Annotated in this window: 15 protein-coding genes, 2 tRNA genes and 2 pseudogenes; 4 read left to right on the forward strand and 15 right to left on the reverse strand. The window is 52.8% G+C overall.

The window, feature by feature from the left end:
* Positions 1-347: 347 nt before the first annotated feature.
* Positions 348-739, forward strand: a pseudogene (locus A7Q03_RS10870) (hypothetical protein).
* Positions 740-937: 198 nt separating this feature from the next.
* Positions 938-1,231 carry a hypothetical protein gene (locus tag A7Q03_RS10875; protein ID WP_369814463.1) on the forward strand — a complete coding sequence of 98 codons (294 nt, stop codon included), beginning with the start codon at positions 938-940 and terminating at the stop codon, positions 1,229-1,231.
* A gap of 461 nt (positions 1,232-1,692) precedes the next feature.
* On the opposite strand, the gene prfB is transcribed toward A7Q03_RS10875, so the two are convergent.
* The 4 genes from prfB to A7Q03_RS07305 all read right to left on the reverse strand — a co-directional run bounded on the left by prfB (position 1,693) and on the right by A7Q03_RS07305 (position 8,942).
* A complete protein-coding gene (gene prfB / locus A7Q03_RS07290; protein ID WP_067448631.1) occupies positions 1,693-2,796 on the reverse strand; it encodes a peptide chain release factor 2 in 1,104 nt (367 codons plus the stop codon).
* Positions 2,797-3,015: 219 nt separating this feature from the next.
* Entirely contained in the window at positions 3,016-4,332 is a 1,317-nt protein-coding gene (potE, locus tag A7Q03_RS07295; RefSeq protein ID WP_067448633.1) for a putrescine-ornithine antiporter, read from the reverse strand.
* Positions 4,333-4,459: 127 nt separating this feature from the next.
* Complete coding sequence (locus A7Q03_RS07300) at positions 4,460-6,622, reverse strand: ornithine decarboxylase (protein ID WP_067448635.1); 2,163 nt, start codon at positions 6,620-6,622, stop codon at positions 4,460-4,462.
* Between the two features lie 523 nt (positions 6,623-7,145).
* Complete coding sequence (locus tag A7Q03_RS07305) at positions 7,146-8,942, reverse strand: aminopeptidase P family protein (protein ID WP_067448637.1); 1,797 nt, start codon at positions 8,940-8,942, stop codon at positions 7,146-7,148.
* A gap of 30 nt (positions 8,943-8,972) precedes the next feature.
* Here A7Q03_RS07305 and A7Q03_RS10225 point away from each other — a divergent pair, with 30 nt between their 5' ends.
* On the forward strand, positions 8,973-9,221 hold the full coding sequence (locus A7Q03_RS10225) for a hypothetical protein (RefSeq protein WP_151086412.1): 249 nt from the start codon (positions 8,973-8,975) through the stop codon (positions 9,219-9,221).
* A 22-nt stretch (positions 9,222-9,243) separates the two neighbouring features.
* Here the strand turns inward: A7Q03_RS10225 and A7Q03_RS07310 are convergent, their stop codons facing one another.
* From A7Q03_RS07310 to A7Q03_RS07345, 8 genes are all read right to left on the reverse strand, one after another.
* Positions 9,244-10,731 carry a peptide MFS transporter gene (locus A7Q03_RS07310; RefSeq protein ID WP_067444462.1) on the reverse strand — a complete coding sequence of 496 codons (1,488 nt, stop codon included), beginning with the start codon at positions 10,729-10,731 and terminating at the stop codon, positions 9,244-9,246.
* A gap of 683 nt (positions 10,732-11,414) precedes the next feature.
* Entirely contained in the window at positions 11,415-12,107 is a 693-nt protein-coding gene (locus A7Q03_RS07315) for an epoxyqueuosine reductase QueH (protein WP_067448643.1), read from the reverse strand.
* A gap of 213 nt (positions 12,108-12,320) precedes the next feature.
* A complete protein-coding gene (locus A7Q03_RS07320; RefSeq protein ID WP_003824618.1) occupies positions 12,321-12,893 on the reverse strand; it encodes a 50S ribosomal protein L25/general stress protein Ctc in 573 nt (190 codons plus the stop codon).
* A 66-nt stretch (positions 12,894-12,959) separates the two neighbouring features.
* The gene (locus tag A7Q03_RS07325; protein WP_125080640.1) at positions 12,960-13,943 is read right to left on the reverse strand and encodes a ribose-phosphate pyrophosphokinase; all 984 of its coding nucleotides are present in this window, start codon (positions 13,941-13,943) and stop codon (positions 12,960-12,962) included.
* 389 nt (positions 13,944-14,332) lie between these two features.
* A tRNA-Gln gene (locus A7Q03_RS07330) sits at positions 14,333-14,409 on the reverse strand.
* Positions 14,410-14,428: 19 nt separating this feature from the next.
* Positions 14,429-14,505 (reverse strand) — tRNA-Gln (locus tag A7Q03_RS07335).
* Positions 14,506-14,643: 138 nt separating this feature from the next.
* Entirely contained in the window at positions 14,644-15,555 is a 912-nt protein-coding gene (gene ispE / locus A7Q03_RS07340; RefSeq protein ID WP_231881778.1) for a 4-(cytidine 5'-diphospho)-2-C-methyl-D-erythritol kinase, read from the reverse strand.
* Positions 15,552-16,145: an outer membrane lipoprotein LolB gene (locus A7Q03_RS07345; RefSeq protein WP_067448647.1), complete on the reverse strand. Its 594-nt coding sequence runs from the start codon at positions 16,143-16,145 to the stop codon at positions 15,552-15,554. Before A7Q03_RS07345 ends, ispE begins: the two co-directional genes overlap by 4 nt.
* 172 nt (positions 16,146-16,317) lie before the next feature.
* Between A7Q03_RS07345 and A7Q03_RS10230 the strand changes: the two are divergent.
* Positions 16,318-16,427 (forward strand): annotated as a pseudogene (locus A7Q03_RS10230) (IS5/IS1182 family transposase); the annotation flags it as partial.
* A 348-nt stretch (positions 16,428-16,775) separates the two neighbouring features.
* On the opposite strand, the gene lpdA reads toward A7Q03_RS10230, so the two are convergent.
* The 3 genes from lpdA to A7Q03_RS07360 form a co-directional block, all read right to left on the reverse strand.
* The gene (gene lpdA, locus A7Q03_RS07350) at positions 16,776-18,206 is read right to left on the reverse strand and encodes a dihydrolipoyl dehydrogenase (protein ID WP_067448649.1); all 1,431 of its coding nucleotides are present in this window, start codon (positions 18,204-18,206) and stop codon (positions 16,776-16,778) included.
* Between the two features lie 105 nt (positions 18,207-18,311).
* Positions 18,312-19,181, reverse strand: a complete 870-nt coding sequence (locus A7Q03_RS07355; protein ID WP_067448651.1) for a hypothetical protein — start codon at positions 19,179-19,181, stop codon at positions 18,312-18,314.
* 159 nt (positions 19,182-19,340) lie between these two features.
* The gene (locus A7Q03_RS07360) at positions 19,341-20,102 is read right to left on the reverse strand and encodes a hypothetical protein (RefSeq protein ID WP_067448653.1); all 762 of its coding nucleotides are present in this window, start codon (positions 20,100-20,102) and stop codon (positions 19,341-19,343) included.
* Between the last annotated feature and the right edge of the window lie 137 nt (positions 20,103-20,239).

A 20,239-nucleotide genomic window follows, 5' to 3' on the forward strand; every position in this document is an offset into this window, starting at 1 on the left:
TAAAACACCCACACTTATCGGTAATCTGATTGTTAAAGAGCTGCTGAACCGTAAAACCGACAACAAAACCGTGCCGTAAGGAACAGCGAAGATGCGGACTATACGCCTACCAGAATATTTTGTCAAATACCGGAAAACAAAATATCCACAAACAAAAACTAAATCACTAAGACGGAAGAAGTTTCATTAGCGGAAAATTGCGTACCACATCTGCCACCATTCTCATCAATCCCCTTTTCTAGTTAAACGACATAGAATATACGCCGTTAAAAACATCCCATAGGTTTCCAGTATGAATTTCCCGCCCTGCCAAGTTCCCTCCATCCGCCCACGCCGGATGCGTAGAGATGATTTTTCTCGTTGCCCGATGCGTAAGCATCCCCTCACTTATCTACCCTGTATTCGTGCTGGAGCAATGCTCTGGCAACGAGCCCATTCCTTCCATGCCCGACATTGAGCGGCAAACCTTGGATAACCTGCTGCACCAAGCTGAGCAAGCTTGCGAACTGGGCATTCCCATGCTGACCTTATTTCCTGCTTCAGTGCCGCATAAAGACCTAACTGCCAGCGAAGCCTACAACCCAGAAGCATCGTACCGCACACCGTGCGCGCCTTGCGCGACCGCTCTCCCGAGTTGGGCATGATGACTGATGTAGTACTCGACCCCTACACCAGTCACGGCCAAGACAGCTTGATTGATGAAAATGGCTACATATGTATTATAATGATGAAACCGTAGAAGTGCTGATTAAATAAGCATATGCCACGCTGAAGCCGGCGTACAAGTGGTTGCCCCTCCGATATGATGGACGGTCGTATTGGCTCCATCCACGCGCCATCCACGAAGCCTTGGAAGATGCCGGCCACATCCATACCCGACTGATGGCCTATTCTGCTAAATTATGCTTCCACCTTCTACGGTCCGTTCCGCGATGCAGTGGGCAGTTCCGCCAACTTAGGCAAGGCTGACAAACGCACTTATCAAATGGGTCCCGCCAACAGCAACAAAGCCTTGCACGAAATCGCGCTCGACTTACAGGAAGGTACAGACATGGTGATGGTGAAGCCTAGCCTGCCCTATCTCAATGCCATCCGCTGCATGAAAGACCAATTCGGCGTACCCTCCTATGCATACCAAATATCCAGCGAATACACCATGCTCCAAGCCGCCATCAAAAACGGCTGGCTTGACGGCAACAAAGTTATCCTCGAAAGCCTAGCTCGCCTTTAAACGCACCACCGCAGACGGCATTCTCACCTAATTACGCCATTGAAGCGGCCAAACCGCCCAAGCCGGGCTCACCTGCATCCCCTGCGCCCCAAAGCCCGCACATTACAGGCCGCCCGGTACAGCCAGCACAAAAACACCAAACCCGAACACAGCAGCAAACCAACCAACACCCAAGTTCCAGACACTGCCACCCTGCCAAGTTGCCGAGTTCCCCTGCCGACAATTCCAGCCAACCCAACGCCTTCAACAAAACCATTCCCACCAGCCAACTCAATAATTGGCTCAAGCACACCAATACCGCCAAAAGTTGCACCCGCTGAGCAAGGCTAGCTTAGGCGAAATGTGTATTCACGCTGTTGTTTAGTCATCATATTGCCCCTTGAGTTAAACGTTTGAGGCTACCTGAAACCCTCATCACACTTTCAGGTAGCCTTTCTGCATTCAAATCACTTAAGCGGCAATCACATGCCCTGTTTCAAGCTGGCTTCGATGAAGTCGTCCAAATCGCCGTCGAGCACAGCTTTGGTGTTACCGGTTTCGTAGCTGGTGCGCAAGTCTTTGATGCGAGAGGAATCGAGCACATAAGAGCGGATTTGGCTGCCCCAGCCCACGTCTGATTTACCTTCTTCCAGCGCCTGTTTTTCCTCGTTGCGCTTACGCATTTCCAACTCAAACAGCTTGGCACGCAGCATTTCTTCGCAAACGCGGCGATTATCGTGCTGCGAGCGGCTGTTTTGTGACTGCACCACAATGCCGGTAGGAATATGGGTCATGCGCACAGCGGAGTCGGTTTTGTTGATGTGCTGGCCGCCGGCGCCGGACGCGCGGTAGGTGTCGGTGCGAACGTCTGCCGGGTTGATCTCCACTTCAAAGCTATCGTCCACTTCAGGGTAGACGAACACAGAGGCAAAGGAAGTATGGCGTTTGTTGTTGGAATCGAATGGGGAGTGGCGCACGAGACGATGCACGCCGGTTTCGGTGCGCAATAGGCCGTAGGCGTATTCGCCTTCCAAGCGGATGGTGGCGCGATTGATACCGGCAATTTCGCCGTCGTCCTGCTCCATGATTTCCACTTTGAAGCCTTTGCGCTCGCCATAACGCACATACATGCGCAGGAGCATGCCGGCCCAGTCTTCGGCCTCGGTGCCGCCAGCGCCGGCAGTGATATCGATAAAGCAGTTGTTCACGTCGGCAGACTGGTTAAACATGCGCTTGAATTCGAGCTCGGCCATTTGTTTTTCCAGCTCGGCTACATCTTCCTCAATCGCGGCAAAGCTGTCTTCATCTCCCTCCTCCAGCGCCATATCGATGAGCAGGCGGTTGTCGTCGATGCCGCCGGCGATATTGTCGAGCGTGAGCACAATGCCTTCGAGCACTTTGCGCTCTTTGCCAATTTCTTGGGCGCGTTTAGGATCGTTCCAAAGCTCGGGATCCTCCGAGAGGCCGACCACTTCTTCCAGCCGGTCTTTTTTGCCGTCGTAATCGAGATACACGCGAATTTCGCCACTGCGTTTTTCCAGGTCGGCGAGGGTATTGTTGAGTAGGTTGATGCGTTCGGCTTCCATGATTATTGTCTTGGTGTTTAATGCGTTAAATTCAGGGGGGCGTATTGTAACAGATTCAGGAAGAACGCCCGAAAGGCAGTGGCAGTATTTTTCAGGTAGCCTTCAATCCATGAGGCTACCTGAAAAAGCGCAGCCCCCGAATTCTCCTCTATTTAGAATTCGGGGGCTGCTTTTAGCAGGTTTGCCTAAACTGTATTCAGACCGGTTTGCTATAACCGACTAATACGGCTCTTTCAGGTCGAATTTCTTACCAGCAACCTGACCGTAGATCAGCCAGCCGAAGAAAGTTACCAAACCACCACCGAGCATAGCATCTGCGCCGGAACCATACAGGGCGTAGAAGCTGTAGATATTACCAATCAGAGCAACGATGGTGGTTACTTTCAACTCGCCAGCCGGCACGTTGCTGACTTTCTGCATGACATACAGGGCAGACATAGACAGTACGTAGGGCACGAGGTTGGTTACTACAGCCAAGTTCACCAATACGTCGAACTGCTCACTCAAGCTCGGGCTTATGGTCATCAGGGAGAGCAGGGTTTGAACCACGCACAGGATGATCATACCTACCAACGGAGTGTTAGATTTGGTAACAGAGCTGAACGCTTTGGGAAAGTAACCTTGGTCAGCACTGGATTTGAACACTTGGGCCACAGTGAACTGCCAACCCAACAGGGAACCAGTACAAGCCAGCACCATCAAACCCATTACCACTTTGCCGATAGTCGGGTTGAAGATTTGGGCAAACACCAAACCAAACGGGCCATCGGAAGCAGCCAAAGCAGCATTATCGACAATACCGGCTACTACGTTGGTAGAAACGATATAAATTACCGCAGTCATCAGGGTACCGCCCAATACAGCGATCGGCACGTTTTTCTCGGGGTTTTCTACGGCATCAGAGTTTGCACAGGCAGATTCCAAGCCAAGGAATGACCACAAGGTGATTGAGATGGATTTCGGCAGAGCTTCAAACACACCGTAGTTATGCGGGTTCCAAGCGGCAGCATATTTAGCGCCATCAAACCAGAACCAGCCGATAATGGAAATACCAACCACCGGAATCACCACGCCCCACACGGTGAAGCTGCCGATGCGGCCGGTGATGGATGCGCCGCCGAAGTTGGCAACCGTGGTTACCCATACGAAGATAATGGTCCACATGGCTACTTGCTGCGGAGAAAGCTGCCATTCCATCAACTGGGCAAGGTAGCCTACTGCGGTAATAGCAATAGCGATGTTGGCAATTACAAGAGAAACGGCGTAGGTGTAGTTGGCAATAAAGTTACCGGATCTACCGAAGGCATACTCGGCATAACCACCCATACCACCAGCATTTTTACTGAAGCGGCCACACTTAGCGAACGCGTAAGCCAAGGCCAGAGAACCGCCAGCGGTAACCAGCCATGACAAAATAGAAATCGTACCAACCTGAGCCAATTTGGCTGGCAACAGGATGATGCCTGAGCCCATCATATTTACCATGGTGAGAATGGTCAGTTGCACCACGCCCATCTTGTTTTGAGAGGTTGACATATACTTAATCCTTCTTAATGCAGCAGGCGGGTTTAACCAATATTCTGGCGAAGCCTGCGCTGCCGCGCAATCAAATTTATCTAACAAAGGCTACCTGAAACCGTTTCAGGTAGCCTGATACGGCTTATTAGCCTTTAACCACTACATGACCGAAAGCACGGCGGCTGCCGTCTTCCACGGTCTGCAGATATACACCTTGCAGCTCAGGTTCGAAACCAGGCAAGCAGTTGATGCCTTCTTCGAGAGCCAGGAAGTATTTCTGCACTGCACCACCCCAAACTTCGCCCGGGATAGTACACAGTACGCCCGGAGGATAAGGCAGAGCACCTTCAGCAGCGATTTGACCAGCGATTTCGCTCAAGCGAACCAGTTTCACTTCGTTGCGGATGAAGGCTTGCTGTGCGTCGTAGGGCAGCATAGCTTGTTTCGGCCAGCCATCGGCACGGAACATCTCGCTCTGCAACTGTTTCATGTTATTGCGTTTGTAGAAGTCGTGCATTTCTTGGCACAGGCGACGGATGGTGTAGCCTTTGTAGTACTCAGCATTGCGGCCATATACAGTGGGCACCACTTCGCTCATCGGGCTGTCAGCTTCGATGTGTTTTTCGAAGCGAGAGATCAGAGCAACCAAGTGTTCCATCTTAGCCAGATCTTCGGCTGGAGTCATCAGGAACAGAATGGAGTTCAAGTCGCATTTTTCCGGAACGATACCGTTGTCGCGCAGGAAGTTAGCCAAAATGGTAGCAGGTACACCGAAGTCTTCGTATTCACCGGTTTCCACGTTGATACCAGGAGTGGTCAACAGGAATTTGCACGGGTCAACAAAGTATTGGCCTTTACCGTAGCCAGGGAAGGAGTGCCATTTAGCGCCCGGCTCAAATTCGAAGAAGCGCAGATCTTGAGCAATCTTCTCGGTCGGGTAGGATTCCCACGGTTTGCCGTCAATGGTTTCCGGAATAAACGGTTTGATCAGCTTGCAGCTTGCACGCAGCATCTTACGAGCTTCAATACCTACGGTTACGCAGTCGCGCCACAGGTTGCGACCTACTTCACCATCCAAAACCCGAGCGTTCACGTCCAGAGAAGCGAACATCGGGTAGAACGGGCTGGTAGAAGCATGAATCATGAACGCATTGTTGAAGCGTTTGTGGCTGCAATAGCGTTTCTGGCCTTTAATGTGGCTGTCTTTTTTGTGAATCTGAGAAGCTTGAGAGAAGCCAGCCAGTTGTTTGTGTACGGATTGGGTAACGAAGATACCAGGATCGTTTTCGTTCAGTTCCAGCAACATCGGTGAGCAATCGCGCATCATCGGGATGAATTGCTCGTAACCTACCCAAGCAGAGTCGAACAGGATGTAGTCGCACAAGTGACCAATGCGGTCTACTACTTGGCGAGCATTGTAGATGGTACCGTCGTAAGTACCCAACTGAATGATAGCCAAGCGGAACGGACGTTCTTCTTTAGCACGCTCCGGAGCAACTTTAGCCAGTTGTTCGCGGATGTAGGCTTCTTCGAAGCAAGCATTGTCAATACCACCGATGAAGCCGTAGGGGTTACGAGTAGTTTGCAGGTAAACCGGGATAGCGCCGCCAGTAATCAGCGCGCCGATGGTGTTAGATTTGTGGTTGTTGCGGTCGAACAATACCAGGTCACCTTTAGCCAAGAGAGCGTTGGCCACCACTTTATTGGAAGAAGAAGTACCGTTCAGAACGAAGTAGGTCTTGTCGGCATTGAACACTTTGGCAGCGTATTGCTGGGCTGCACAAGCAGGTCCTTCGTGGATCAGCAAATCACCCAAGCGAACGTCGGCATTACACAAGTCGGCGCGGAATACGTTTTCACCGAAGAATTCGTAAAATTCGCGGCCGGCAGGGTGTTTGCGGTAGAACTGTCCACCTTGGTGTCCGGGGCAGTCGAACTGGGCGTTACCGATGTTTACATACTGCTTCAGCGTACCGAAAAAAGGAGGGGCAAGTTTGGAACCGTATTGATTTACGGCAGTATCCACTTGGCGGCCATAGTATTCTTCATTGCCGCGACCTAATTGAATCACGCCGTTCACACGGGTCAACAGGCTTTCGGGCACGCTCTCGCCGGGCTGCAGAGCAACAAATACCGGAATACCGAAGCCGGTGGCTTCAACTTGCTCTACAGCCTTGGCTGCATCGGCAGTAGAAGCAACAACGGCACCAATACCTGCGAGGTCGGCACCTTGCACGTCCACCACATCTAACTCAGTGGTGAAGCCCTGTTGAACAGACGGGCTGGCTGCTACTTTCAAAAACGTCATATCAAACTCCTATGTGTTTAAAAACACCGCCGCCAAACCACAGCGGCAGCAATGGGAAAACTCTTTATTTGGAGTGATGAGTGTATGTTATGTTTTGTGTTTTTGTGTAGTTTTGTGAATCAGTCATCTTGCCCCGCATTCCACCTAAACAAAATTTAGCATTTTGCTTTATTATTAACCAAACAATAAGTGCTAAATTCTCTGTGCGCTTAAATGAAAACGGTTCACATCTCTATTTCTTTATATGCTAACACAGCGCAATTCTTAAAATTTTTCCCTTGCTGCGCAGTGAAATATTAGCATAACTGCCAAACAACTGCCAAATATTTTTCGCTTGAAAAGCAACAAAAAACAACCCTACTGACCGTAAGTCTATTATTTGTAAAAACAAGTTATGTAAAAATTTCTTTACACGAAACGGAAATTGCCCTTTTCCAGGCAGAAAATATGGCCTGAAAGGCAAAAAACTACCTGAAATCCAGGTAGTCTTTTGTCAGCACGTTATTGAACCACATCATCAAAATCAAATGGGCTGGGTATTCTTTTCCAGCCATGCTTTAGCTGCACCTTCGGTATGCGGGGCCAGTTTTTCGCGCACGAGGGAGTGGTAGTCGTTTAGCCAAGCGGCTTCGTCGTCGCTCAACATACTGCGTTCGATAAGCTGCGTATCAATTGGGCACAGGGTAAGCTGCTCGAAGCACAGGTATTGGCCAAATTCGGTTTCCTTCGGCTGTTTCACGCGACGGTGCACTACCAGGTTTTCAATGCGGATACCCCATTTGCCCGAACGATATAAACCAGGCTCATTGGAGGTAATCATGTTTTCTTTCATATTGTTGCACTTGAGACCAGAAGTGTTGTAGGCAATTTTCTGCGGACCTTGGTGCACGTTGAGGAAATAACCTACACCGTGGCCGGTACCGTGACCGTAGTCGCACTGCTCTTTCCACAGCGGTGCACGGCAGATGGCATCCAGTACTTGACCGGAGAGATTTTCCGGGAACACTGCTTCGGCTAGGGCAATGTGTGCTTTTAGCACGCGGGTGTAGTCACGTTTCTGCTCGGCAGTAGGCGAACCAATAGGGATAACGCGGGTGATATCAGTGGTACCGTCCAGATAGTGTGCCCCGGAGTCGATCAGCAGGATGCCCTGCCCTGTGATGGTGCTATAGTGCTCGGGTGTAGCGGCATAGTGCGGCAAAGCGGCATTCTCGTTGAAGCCGGCAATAGTATCAAAGCTGAGCGAAATGTAACCGGCCTGACGGCTGCGGTGGTCGATTAACATGGTATCGATATCCAGCTCAGTAACGATTTCGCCGGCGGCCAGTTTCTGCTCTAGCTCGGCAAAGAAGCCGCACAAAGCCACGCCGTCACGCACCATGGCATGTTTGGCGTGTTCGATTTCGGCTTCAGACTTGCAGGCTTTAAATAGGGTGCTGGGGTTGATGTCTTTAATTACACGCACGCTGCCAGGCAACTTGCCCAAGGTGTAAACGGCGGTACGGTCGGGATCGACTAGGAGGCTGCCACTGAGTTTGCTCACGGCATCCACCACGCTGCGGTATTCAGCCACGTCGATTTTGGCTTCGTTCAGCACTTTGCGGCAGGCATCAGTGAGCTTGGTGGGGTTCACAAACAGGGTAGCCCGTTCGGCATCAATCAGCAGATAGGAGATAAACAGGGGGTTGAACGGCACGTCATTGCAGCGCAGACTGGTAATCCAAGCGATGTCGTCGAGCGAGGAAACCAAATGACAGTCGGCACCAAGTTCTTTCATTGCGGCACGCACACGGGCAAGTTTTTCCGGCACGCTTTCTGGCGAGAATCGGGCTTCGTGTACGAAAATAGGACTTTCCGGCAAGCCGGGGCGGTCGTGCCAGAAGTTATTGAGCAGGTCGGTATCAAGCCGCAGGTAGATGTTTTTCGTAGCAAAATCAGCCTGCATTTCGTGCTTGAGTGAGAGCGACAAACCATCTGCCGGAATGCCGACTACGGAGTTTTCAGGCAGCCTCTCAGCCAACGATTCAACCATGGTGGGGTAGCTCTGGCCGAGTTTCTGCAATACGAAACCGCTGCCTTCGAGCTGGCGTTTGGCCTGTTCCCAATAACGGCTGTCCACCCACAATTCGGCGAAATCAGCGCTCACGGCCAGCGTGCCGACCGAGCCATCAAAGCCGGACAACCAAGCACGGCCGCACCAATGTTCGGGCAAGTATTCGGAAATATGTGGGTCGGCGGAGGGCACAATCCAAACGTCAATTTTCTGTTCTTGCATGGTTTGCCGCAGGGCGGCGAGACGTTGTGCGTGAATATTACTCATAGCTGACTCCTTTGGCAGTTACTGGTAAAGATGCTGCTGATGCAAGGTGTTGCTGCTTTAACTTGTCTGATTGTAAAGTACGCATTTATTGCCGCTTATCGTTGCTATATTAAATATCGCCGGCAGCTGCAAGCCTACCTGAAAACAATCCGCTTACAAAGCGGCAAATATGATTTTTCAAATGCAAAGTTAATGCAATCATATTGCCTAGTTAGAGAAGTATGGAAAACCACCACGACAGCATTTTCCGGCAGAGGTTTTAGTGAGTGGGTAACTTGAGGCTACCTGAAAATCATGCAATTTAGTCTATGTCGCTCAACAGACGGTTCAACATAGGCAGCATCACCAGCAACACCACGCCTGCACTGATGCCGAGGATGCCCAACAGTTGGTAGAATTCAATTACCTTGGTAGCATTATACAACTGGTCGAACAGTACCCCACCCAGTGTGAAACCCAACGAAATGGTAAGGAAATTGAACGATACCATCTGTGTTTTGAATACTTCGGGCGCAATTTTGGTGGCAAACGACAAAGAAATCGGCGAGAGCAGCAGCTCAGCAATGGTAATCGTGAGAATCAATAGCGCCATTACCACCAGCGGCATAACCTGACCGGAGGAAAGGAAAGGAATGAAGCACAGGTAGGATGCACCCAGAATCACCATCGACAAGGTAAATTTCATGGGTGTTTTCGGCTGGCGGGTGCCCATTTTGGTCCACAGCGCAGCCATCAGGCCGGCAAATACGATAACCCACAGACTCTGTAAAGCGGCCAGCCAAGCCACGGGGATTTCAAAGCCCCACAACACGCGGTTAGACGTTTCGTCAAAGTAAATGGTTACCACAGTGTAAATCTGAAACCACACCGCCCAAAACAGGCACATTACCGCAAACATCGGTACATAGGCCAGAATATGGCGTTTTTCCGCATAAGAAACCTGCTCACTGGTAAACATGCGCACGAAATAAGTAAGGCTGGTAATAATTACCACAATCAAGAGTACACGTGAAAAATTTTCCAGATGCAACAGCTTACCCGCAATACTGCCACCTAGCACCATCGAAGCGATTACCGCAATGGATACAGCCAGTTTGCGCCGCTCGGGCGGCAACGGATTGGCAGGCGGAGAGGGCGGCAATTGGCTACGGCCGCGCCAGTATTGCCACAGGCCGAAAGCCATGCCTATAGCTGCCGCGCCGAAACCGTAGTGGAAGCCGTATTTCAACTGCAGCCAACCGGTGAGCAACGGACCGATAAAGCCGCCGATGTTGATGGCAGTGTAAAAAATTGAGAATCCCGCATCGCGCAGGTGCCGCCGCGACGGATCTTCATATAGCGATCCCACCATGGCGCCGGCAGAAGACTTCACCCCACCGCTTCCCAAGGCAATCAGCACCAGGCCAACAATCAGCCCACCCAAACCCGGCAGCACAGCCAGGGCAATATGGCCGAGCATTACCACCACGCCCGACCAAAACAGGGTTTTTTCCGCTCCCAATACGCGGTCGGCCAACCAGCCGCTCAGAATGGTGGCCAAATAGATACTGCCGCTGTATGCGCCTACCACACCGCCGGCCAGATTTTTATCGATGCCCAGGCCGCCGTCTTTAGTGGCGTAGTAGAGGTAAATCAACAGGATGGCCTGCATGCCGTAAAAAGAGAAACGTTCCCACAGCTCAATATGGAACATGGTACCCAATTGACGTGGATGGCCGAAAAAATCACCTTTGGATGAGCCGCCTTCGGTGACGGGAGTGGTAAAGCGTTCATTGGTTGGCGTAGTCATAAAGGATTCCTTGCTAATGGTCTGTTTTTCTATGCCTGCGTACAGACTACCTGAAAAATGCTGCGTTGCGCCTCATCCAACCATGGCAAGCCTGCTTCCGGCCAAGCGGCGCTGTTGTAACAAAAAATAATTCCTCCTTTGGCAGAAGAATACGGACGGTATCCAAATGAAAGCCACATCCGCTTTTCCTGCACAAAGGGGGACTTGGTGTGGCACATATTAGTATGCACTGCGCCTGCGTGCAAGCATAAATTTGCATTTCCCAACATTTATTTTCCTAATCAGCAAACCAAAGTGCTTTACAAACGCCGAATACAGTGCCTTTCAGCGATTTTCTCTTTCTTAATAGAAGTGGAAGCTACCTGAAAAATGTGCGCCGGGATTTTCAGATAGCCTCATGTAGCGGTATAGCAATCCGCCCTACTCTGTTGGAAAACTGTAGCGCAGTGTTGCTACGCAAACATCGATTTGGGCAGCTCCTCCCAATTTTCAGGTAGCTTTGGGCGCTGTGGCGAATGGGTATCAACCCCGCGTCTACAGGATTTCAGGTAGTCTACGCCTATATCGGTTTTGCTCGCTGCAAGCTATGTAGCAGCTTTTTCGTACCCGCTTGCTGCAATTAAAGTTGCAATAAAAAGGCTACCTGAAAATTCCAGGTAGCTTTTCCATGTAATCGGCAGCATTCAACCTGCATCCTCTTCATCACCATAATACTTCACCCCGATTCTAATCGGCGGCCGCCCTTGCGATTTACGGTGGGCGTTAGAATCACGCAGTGAGTAGGCACAGCCGCAATATTCCTGCTGGTAGAAGTGCTCGCGCTTACTAATTTCTATCATGCGCGAGCTGCCACCACCTTTGCGCCAATTATAGTCCCAATACACCAAACCAGGATGTTTTCTGGCGGCACTGTGGCCGCAATCATTGATTTGGCTCATATTTTTCCAGCGGGAAATGCCGAGACTGCTGGTGAACACAGGAAAGTCGTTTTCATAGGCATATTGGGCGGCTTTTTCAAAGCGCATATCGAAACACATGGTACAACGGACTCCGCGCTCGGGCTCGAATTCCATGCCCCTGGCTTTCTCAAACCATTCTTTACGGTCGTTTTCGTAGTCGTCGTCTTTGTCGATGAAAGGAATGCCGAATTTGTCGGCAAAATGCATGTTTTCTTCTTTGCGCAACAGGTATTCTTTGAGCGGATGAATATTGGGGTTGTAGAAATAGATGGTGTAGTCGATGCCGGAAGCAAGCAGGGCTTCCATCACTTCGCCGCTGCACGGGGCGCAGCAGGAATGGAGCAAGACTTTGTTTTGCCCTCCCGGCGGAACAAGCACGGGGCGGCTGATGGGGCTGACTTCAAGAGTGTGGTTCATGGTTTTTCCGTAATTTGGTTTGGGCAGGATTTTAACACCAAACGCAGCAGGGCTGCGGGCTGAAGAAGACGGTGAAGCTTTTTCAGGTAGCCTTTTCAAATACGAAGAAGCTGCCCGAAACTGCCAGCTATAACTTTTCAGGTAGCCTTTACACCGCAACACCGGCCAAACAAAACCCCGCTTTGCAGCAGGGTTTGTTATCAAAGCTATGGCTTATTTGCCTGCGGCGGTTACGGTGGCTACGGCCAAGTTGGCGCCACGGCGCAGGGAGGTGCTTTCCACGCCTTCTGGATATTGGATGTCGGACAGGTGCAATACATCGCCAGCCACAACTTTTTCGCAATCCAAAACCAGTTCGGACGGGATGTGTTTTGGATCCAGCAGCACTTCCACGCTGGTGCTCAGCAGAGCCACGCGGCTGTTTTGCAGTTTAACAGCCTGAGATTTCTCGGCATTAACCACGTGCAGCGGCAGGCGGATTTTGATCGGTTTGCCGGCTTCTACGATTTGGAAGTCGATGTGGCGCACTTCGCGGCGAACGGGGTGCATCTGGAAGTCGCGCACAATCACGTCATGCTCTTTGCCGTTCAGCGCCAGTTTGATGATGGCGGTGTGAAACTCTTCTTTCTGCAGGGCAAAGAATACGGTTTTGTGGTCAACGGAAACAGCAGTGGCGTCAGAGCCGGCGCCGTAAACTACGGCAGGCACACGGCCTTCGCGGCGCAGGCGGCGGCTCGCACCAGTACCTTGCTCTTCGCGCACTTGGGCTTCAATTTTGAAAGACATAGTAAAACTCCATTTAAGTTAAATAAAGCCGTCTGCCGGGCTGCGACCAACCCTGACGGCAAGGGATTACGGGAGGAATAATGCTCCCGGGGATGCCACATCCTCGTTGAAGAGGTATGAGACAGATTCTTCGTTGCTGATGCGGCGCATGGTTTCGGCCAGCAAACCGGCAATCGTAACTTGGCGAATACGGTCGCAGTTGCGGGCGGCATCAGACAGGGCGATGGTGTCGGTAATCACCACTTGGTCAATATCAGACGATGCAATGCGGTTCACGGCTTCGCCGGAGAACACGGGGTGGGTGGCATAGGCCAACACGCGTTCTGCACCGCGCTCTTTCAAGGCGGAAGCGGCTTTGCACAGAGTATTGGCAGTATCGATCATGTCATCCACAATCAGGCAAGTACGGCCTTGGATATCGCCGATGATGTTCATCACTTCAGCCACGTTGGCTTTGGGGCGGCGTTTGTCGATAATCGCCAAATCGGTGTTCAGCACTTTGGCCACGGCACGGGCGCGCACCACGCCACCGATGTCGGGGCTGACCACGGTGAGGTTTTCGATGCGCTGTTGCAGGATGTCGTGAACTAAAATCGGGGTGGCATAGATGTTGTCCACCGGGATATCGAAAAAACCTTGGATTTGGTCGGCATGCAAATCCACAGTCAGTACACGATCGATGCCGGCGGTGGCGAGCATATTGGCCACCAGTTTGGCGGAAATCGGCACGCGCACGGAACGCGGGCGACGGTCTTGGCGGGCATAGCCGAAATAGGGTATGGCAGCGGTAATACGGCCAGCGGAAGCGCGTTTGAGCGCGTCGGCCATGGTGAGCAGCTCCATCAGATTATCGTTGGTGGGTGCGCAGGTGGACTGCAAGATAAACACATCGCGGCCACGCACATTTTCCAAGAGTTCCACGGCGACTTCGCCATCGGAAAACTTGCCAACGGAAGCACTCCCCAATGAAATACCGAGGTGTTTCACCACATTTTCAGCCAAGCCGGCGCTAGCGTTGCCGGCGAATACCATTAAACTTTCGTATGCCATTTCTTCATTACCTGTGTTGTTTGCGGTCTCGCCGCTGACTGTGGGAAACATTGCCGCTCCCTCGCGCTTGGGTTTGACTGGCTTGCAAATGGTAGATTATACGCCGAGCGCAGGCAAAACCAAAGTGCTGTTTGTGCGGAATATCCACCATTTGTACCTGCTTGATATCGGGGGCGGGCAACGAATGCCTGAGCATGGTTTGCTTTCGCCCTTAATTGAGCAATCAAAACCGAATAAACGGGTTTCCACGGCAAGAAAATTCTTACCACTCCGGTTTTCGAACCGATTTTGTTTTGGCGAAACTCGCTACGCTCGTTTTCAGGTAGCCTTTTAGTGTATGGTGCATACAATAAAAATAAAAGCATGTACGCGTACATGCTTTTGTAAGGTGGCTGGGGATGTAGGATTCGAACCTACGCATGCCGGAATCAAAATCCGGTGCCTTAACCAACTTGGCGAATCCCCAAATGTATTGTTTACGAATCTGGCTGGGGATGTAGGATTCGAACCTACGTATGTCGGATTCAGAATCCGATGCCTTAACCAACTTGGCGAATCCCCAGTACAATCCTGCTATTGCGGCAGGCGATTCAAGAAAGGGGCGAATTATGCGTTTTTTTCGGTATATTGTCAAGCGTGCCTGATGTTTTTGTCATAGTGGATAAAATTGAGATAAGGCGGTGAGCCGCAGACAGTACAACTAGTATGGCAAGGCGGGCCAACACCGTAGCATTCTTAATTTTAATCCACTATATTTTTCTTTCAGGATGCCTTGCAAGGGATGCCTATCTAAACCGCGCACGCACCAGGCAGCCAGATTTTCAGGTAGCCTACTATAGATATACTCGGCTTCGCCTTGCGTGGCGCAGGCGATAAACAGGCAGGCACCGGAACCGGTTAGCTGCGGCATGCCGTAATCTTGCAGCAGACGGAAGGCGGCGGCCACGGGCGGGTATTCGGCCAGCACCACGGCCTGCATATCGTTGCGGAAAGGTTGCAGTTGCGTGAAACCAGGCTGGGCGCAGGACGGGCTGTTGCGGGTGAGATTAGGGTGGGCAAAGATTTTCGGCGTGGCCACATGCGCACCGGGGCGCACCACTACATACCATTGTTCCGGCACGGCCAGCGGGCTCAGGATTTCGCCGATGCCTTGCACAAAAGCGCTTTGACCGAACAGAAAAAATGGCACGTCCGCACCCAACTTCAGGCCGAGCGCCCGCAGCGTTTCGGGCGGCACGGCAGTGTGCCACAAATGATTGAGGGCAAGCAGCACGGTAGCGGCATCCGAGCTGCCACCGCCCAGCCCGCCGCCGCTGGGAATATGTTTGTCCAGCCAGATTTCCACGCCGTTGGGGCTACCTGAAAACTGTTGCAGCAGGCGGGCGGCGCGGTGGCTCAAATCTTGTTCGGGCGGGATGCCGCCGGCGGGGTTGTGCAGGATGATTTGCCCGTCTTTGCGCGGCAGCAGCCATATTGTGTCGCACAAATCAATCAGGCAGAAGATGCTTTCGAGCAGGTGGTAGCCGTCGGTTCGGCGGCCGATGATGCGCAGGTCGAGATTGAGCTTGGCCGGGGCGGGAAAGGCAAGGGCGGCGGGGTGCGGCTGCATCATACGGCCTGCCCGGCATTATCTGCGCAGCTGCCGGGGCGCTGCTCCGGCTGGCCGAAGCGGTCGAACACCAGGCGCAGGCTCAGACCGGTGCGTTCCAGCAGCAGCATGCGCACTTGGCCGTCTTCGCCCAAATTGCGTTGGATTTTCCAGCCCATTTGCTGCAGGCGGCCGTCGGGCAGCACGCTGTAGGGCTCGCCGGGCACGCGCAGGCCGTTGGCCCAGCGGTCGATATAGGCCACGGGCAGGTCGTAGCCGAGTAGCTGGCGGCTGAGTTCGGCAGTGGTGGCGGCGCGGAAAACCTGGCCGTCGGACGCCACCACCTGCACCCCGCCGCCGTCTTGGCACAACCGGCCCACACTGTTGCCCAGCGGGGTTTTCACTTCAAACAGCTGCACGGCGGCTGTGCGCAGCCAATCGAAATTGGCATAGCTGCCGCGTTCGTTTTCCTTCACGCCCATGCGGCCGGAGGCTTCAAATTCGGGCGTGGCGGCATCGTCGCGCCAGCTTTCGGCAGACATTTGCGTGCCAAGGCCGGTACAGGCGGCGAGCAGGAGGGCGGCGAAGATGGGGAGGAGGCGGTGTCGGATCATGGGCTTTCGTATTCTGAATGGATGGCAAGAGCGACCGGATGGATATGAAAATTTTCAGGTAGCCTCAAGCCGAGGAGAGGCTACCTGAAAATCAATCGGCCAACGGAATGGCCGTTATCCCTAATCTGGCAACGGGCGGATTTTAGCACGGCATCAGCAGTTTGGGCGGGCGGATTATAGTGGATTAAATTTCAATCAGGACAAGGCGGCGAGCCGCAGACAGTACAAATAGTACGGCAAGGCGAGACAACGCTGTACTGGTTTAAATTTAATTCACTATATCAACCCCGCCCCACGAAATCGGCTGCCGTCGGCAACGTTGCAGGCTACCTGAAAGCAGAGCATCAACGAAGCCGGAAATACGTTCGCCCTATTTTCAGGTAGCCTTAGCTGTGGCAGCAGGGCGGATATACAGAGAATGGGAAAAGAAGAAGACCGAGCGGTACAACGTCGTTGATTCCCACATCATCAAACCCGCTTCTTCAGCATTTCAGATAGCCCCAACCAAGCCCGCTCCATAATCGGCAGGCACACAAAAGGCTACCTGAAATCTGCAAACCATTTCAGGTAGCCTTCATCACATCCTGCCTGCCCTGCGCGCCATTTCGCACAAGGCAGGCGGCGGCAGGATTAGCCGTGCAGGGCGCGCTTGTCGGCGGCCAGGGCGGCTTCATGCACCACTTCCGACAGGGTCGGGTGGGCGTGGACGATGCGGGAGATGTCTTCGCTGCTGGCGCAGAACTCCATGCCCACCACGCCTTCGCTGATCAGCTCGCTTACCATCGGGCCGATCATGTGCACGCCCAAGATGCGGTCGGTTTTGGCATCGGCCAGTACTTTAACCGTACCTTTGGCTTTGCCCAAACCCATGGCGCGGCCGTTGGCGGCAAAGCCGGACGTGCCTTTTTTGTAGTCCACGCCTTCGGCTTTGAGCTGCTCTTCGGTTTTGCCCACCCAGGCGATTTCCGGGTCGGTGTAGATGACCCACGGGATGGTGTTGAAATCGAGGTGCGGTTTCTGCCCGGCGATGCGTTCGGCCACGGCCACGCCTTCGTCGCTGGCTTTGTGCGCCAGCATCGGGCCGCGCACCACGTCGCCGATGGCCCATACGTTGGGCAGGTTGGTGCGGCATTCGCCGTCCACCACGATAAAACCGCGCTCGTCTTTCTGCAGGCCGACCGCTTCGGCATTCAGGCCGTGGGTGTTGGGCATGCGGCCGATGGCCACGATGAGCTTATCGAACTCGGCAGTTTGCGCTTCGCCTTTGGCGTTGTTGTATTCCACCACCACTTTGCTGCCGCTGGTGATTTTGTTCAGTTTCACGCCCAGCTGGATGTTCAAGCCTTGCTCGCGGGTGAAGTATTTGAACGCTTCTTTGGCAATCTGCTGGTCGGCGGCGCCAAGGAACACGGAGGAGGCTTCCAAAATGGTAACTTCCGCGCCCACGCGTTTCCACACCGAGCCCATTTCCAAACCGATGACGCCTGCGCCGATAACGCCGAGCTTGGCCGGCACTTGGGTCAGATTCAACGCGCCTTCGTTATCCAACACGTTTACGTTGTCGATGTCCACCAAGGGCAGCGCGCGCGGGGTGGAGCCGGTGGCCACGATGATGTGCTTACCCTCAACCGTGGTTTTTGCGCCTTTATCGTCCACTTCCAGCTGCCAGAAATCGCCGTTTTTACCCACGAAGGAGGCCGTGCCGAACAGGCTGGTTACTTTATTTTTCTGAAACAGGAACTTAATCCCGCCCGTGAGCTTGGTGACGATGGCGTCTTTGCGCTCGATCATCTTGGCGGCGTCAAACTGCACATTGCCCACAGTGATGCCGTGTTCGGCAAAGTCATGCTGCGCAGCATGGAAATGCTCGGACGATTGCAACAGAGCTTTGGAAGGGATGCAGCCCACGTTCAGGCAGGTGCCGCCCAAAGCAGGGGCGTCGCCGGCCTTATTCACGCCGGCATCGATACAGGCGGTTTTGAAACCCAGCTGTGCGGCGCGGATGGCGGCAACATAACCGCCGGGGCCGGCGCCGATTACCACTACGTCGAATTGAGACATATTGAAGCTCCTTTTGTGTGAAAAGCGGGGTGGAGAAAGAATCAGCCGCTTAGCATAGGAAAGTGTTGGCATCACTCTGCGTTAAGCGGCTGTAAGGTCATTGCGTTACTTAGGCTCGGAAGCAGACTGTCCGTCGCCTATCACAGTTTTGAGCTGCTCCATATACTCTTGCAGCTCAACCAAGGAAGATCGAATGGGTTCCCAATCTTCTTTGATGGTGTCCACGGAGGTGGGTTTGCCTTGTTTGTCCCAAGCGGAGAGAACGGGTTGCTCTGTCCCGTTGATGTTGACAATGGAGTGAAGCATGATGCCACCGCCTGGATAATAGTGGTTTAAGATGAGACGTTGCTTGTCTGCAGCGGAACGACCCCACACCATCGGTTTGCCATCGTTATAGAAGAACACCACTTCGTCATCCGACTCAGACCCACTATCACGAACTTGGAGAACCTGGCGGCCGTTGCGGTACATACCGTACCAGCCGTCAAGTTTGCCTTGGGTAAATTTGCCGGCGGCAAATACCGTGCCGTCCTCCTCTTTCCACACCACCAGGCTATCGTTCACATCGGTGGAGAAATTTTTCGGATCGCCGTCTTTGGAGATAATGGCGGGCAGAATCTGCGGTTTACCGCTGTCTTGGTAGAAATCCTGCACCACTAGGCGGCCGTCGGGCATGGTGCCCAACACTTCGCGGTAATAGCCGCCGACGCTGGGTTTATCGGTGGGTTTGGAATCTTTGTCGAAATAAATCACCTGCTTCTCAGCAGCAGGCTGATAACCTTCCACGGCTTTGGCAGCCGCCGCTTCAAGTTCTGTTGCATCGGCAGGCAAGGCCATAGCAGGCGCCTGCTGGCCTTCGGCAGTGTTGGAAGCAGCCGGCGGTGCAAATACTGCGTTGTTTTGGCTATTGTTTTGATTGGGATTACAGGCGGCCAGCAACAGGGCCGCAGCCACAGTGGCGAAGAGTTTATTCATAGATTTCCCTATTGGAATTGGTGAGTATCTGCGCGATTGGCAGATTGATGCAATTCTATAGCCAAACTCATTATTTTTCCATACAGGATGCTACCCACACCGCCATAGCAAAAGGCTACCTGAAGGTTTTCAGGTAGCCTTTGATGGTTTATACCAGCTTTAGCGCAGGTGTTTGCTCATCAGATAATTCACGCGCTGGAGGCTCTCGCGCAGCTGAGTCTGCACCTCGTCTGCCGTAGCGCTGCTGCCGTCTTCTTTCCAGAATTCGGTTTTAACCGCATTCTCTTTGCCCACGCTCTGCATCAGCTTGTTGCCGTTGGTGTAGTAGTAGGTGCGCACCAAACCGTTGTCGGTGTGGTTATCAATTAGCTCGAACATCGGTTTGCCGTTTTCGTAGAAGCCTTTTATTTCGAAGGGTGTATCTTTAACATCCGGCTCACCCGCAATACTCAACACCAGCTGGCCATTTTCAGCATACATGCCGACACGTTGCGATTTGCCGTCATGGATTTCGGCAAAATTAGTGAGGCGGCCTTCGGGGGTGTACCACACCACCAAGCCTTCAATCACTTCGGAGCTGGAGTTTTTCAGCTCGCTGTCTTTGCTGATGATAACGGGGTTAATCTGCTTGGTGCGGCTGTCTTGGTAGAAATCCTGCACCACGGCTTTGCCGTCGGCTGTGCGGCCGAGCAGCACGCGGTAATAGCCGCCTTTCATCGGACGGTCGGCAGCGTCGCCGTCAGCATCGTAGTAGGCAATGATATTTTCTTGCGCTTCGCGTTGGCGCAGGGCGGCGGCAGCCTGCTCAGTGCGAGCGGAAAGCTGGTCGGCACGGGCGGGGAAGGCATCGCCGCTGCCGGTAGCGGCGCAGGCGCCGAGCAAGGCAGACAATACGGCGGCGGTGAGAATATTTTTCAGCATAATGGTTTGACTCCTAAAAATAACGCTGGGTGGCGTGCAGTCTACACCAAAAGGCGGACGGTGTGTCTACGGTGGAATATTGTGGCTTGTTTTATATAATTATTTTTAAGCAGTTAAGATTAATTTCGTTGGAATTC

Source organism: Eikenella sp. NML99-0057 (genome assembly GCF_001648535.1).
Classification (GTDB): domain Bacteria; phylum Pseudomonadota; class Gammaproteobacteria; order Burkholderiales; family Neisseriaceae; genus Eikenella; species Eikenella exigua.

Coding starts and splice junctions, on each gene's coding strand:
- A7Q03_RS07300 (WP_067448635.1), bottom strand. CDS start 6,622: ATGACGTTTTTGAAAGTAGCAGCCAGCCCGTCTGTTCAACAGGGCTTC.
- potE (WP_067448633.1), bottom strand. CDS start 4,332: ATGTCAACCTCTCAAAACAAGATGGGCGTGGTGCAACTGACCATTCTC.
- A7Q03_RS07320 (WP_003824618.1), bottom strand. CDS start 12,893: ATGTCTTTCAAAATTGAAGCCCAAGTGCGCGAAGAGCAAGGTACTGGT.
- A7Q03_RS07305 (WP_067448637.1), bottom strand. CDS start 8,942: ATGAGTAATATTCACGCACAACGTCTCGCCGCCCTGCGGCAAACCATG.
- A7Q03_RS07325 (WP_125080640.1), bottom strand. CDS start 13,943: ATGGCATACGAAAGTTTAATGGTATTCGCCGGCAACGCTAGCGCCGGC.
- ispE (WP_231881778.1), bottom strand. CDS start 15,555: ATGATGCAGCCGCACCCCGCCGCCCTTGCCTTTCCCGCCCCGGCCAAG.
- A7Q03_RS07355 (WP_067448651.1), bottom strand. CDS start 19,181: ATGAATAAACTCTTCGCCACTGTGGCTGCGGCCCTGTTGCTGGCCGCC.
- lpdA (WP_067448649.1), bottom strand. CDS start 18,206: ATGTCTCAATTCGACGTAGTGGTAATCGGCGCCGGCCCCGGCGGTTAT.
- prfB (WP_067448631.1), bottom strand. CDS start 2,796: ATGGAAGCCGAACGCATCAACCTACTCAACAATACCCTCGCCGACCTG.
- A7Q03_RS07360 (WP_067448653.1), bottom strand. CDS start 20,102: ATGCTGAAAAATATTCTCACCGCCGCCGTATTGTCTGCCTTGCTCGGC.
- A7Q03_RS10225 (WP_151086412.1), top strand. CDS start 8,973: ATGCTGCTGATGCAAGGTGTTGCTGCTTTAACTTGTCTGATTGTAAAG.
- A7Q03_RS07315 (WP_067448643.1), bottom strand. CDS start 12,107: ATGAACCACACTCTTGAAGTCAGCCCCATCAGCCGCCCCGTGCTTGTT.
- A7Q03_RS07310 (WP_067444462.1), bottom strand. CDS start 10,731: ATGACTACGCCAACCAATGAACGCTTTACCACTCCCGTCACCGAAGGC.
- A7Q03_RS07345 (WP_067448647.1), bottom strand. CDS start 16,145: ATGATCCGACACCGCCTCCTCCCCATCTTCGCCGCCCTCCTGCTCGCC.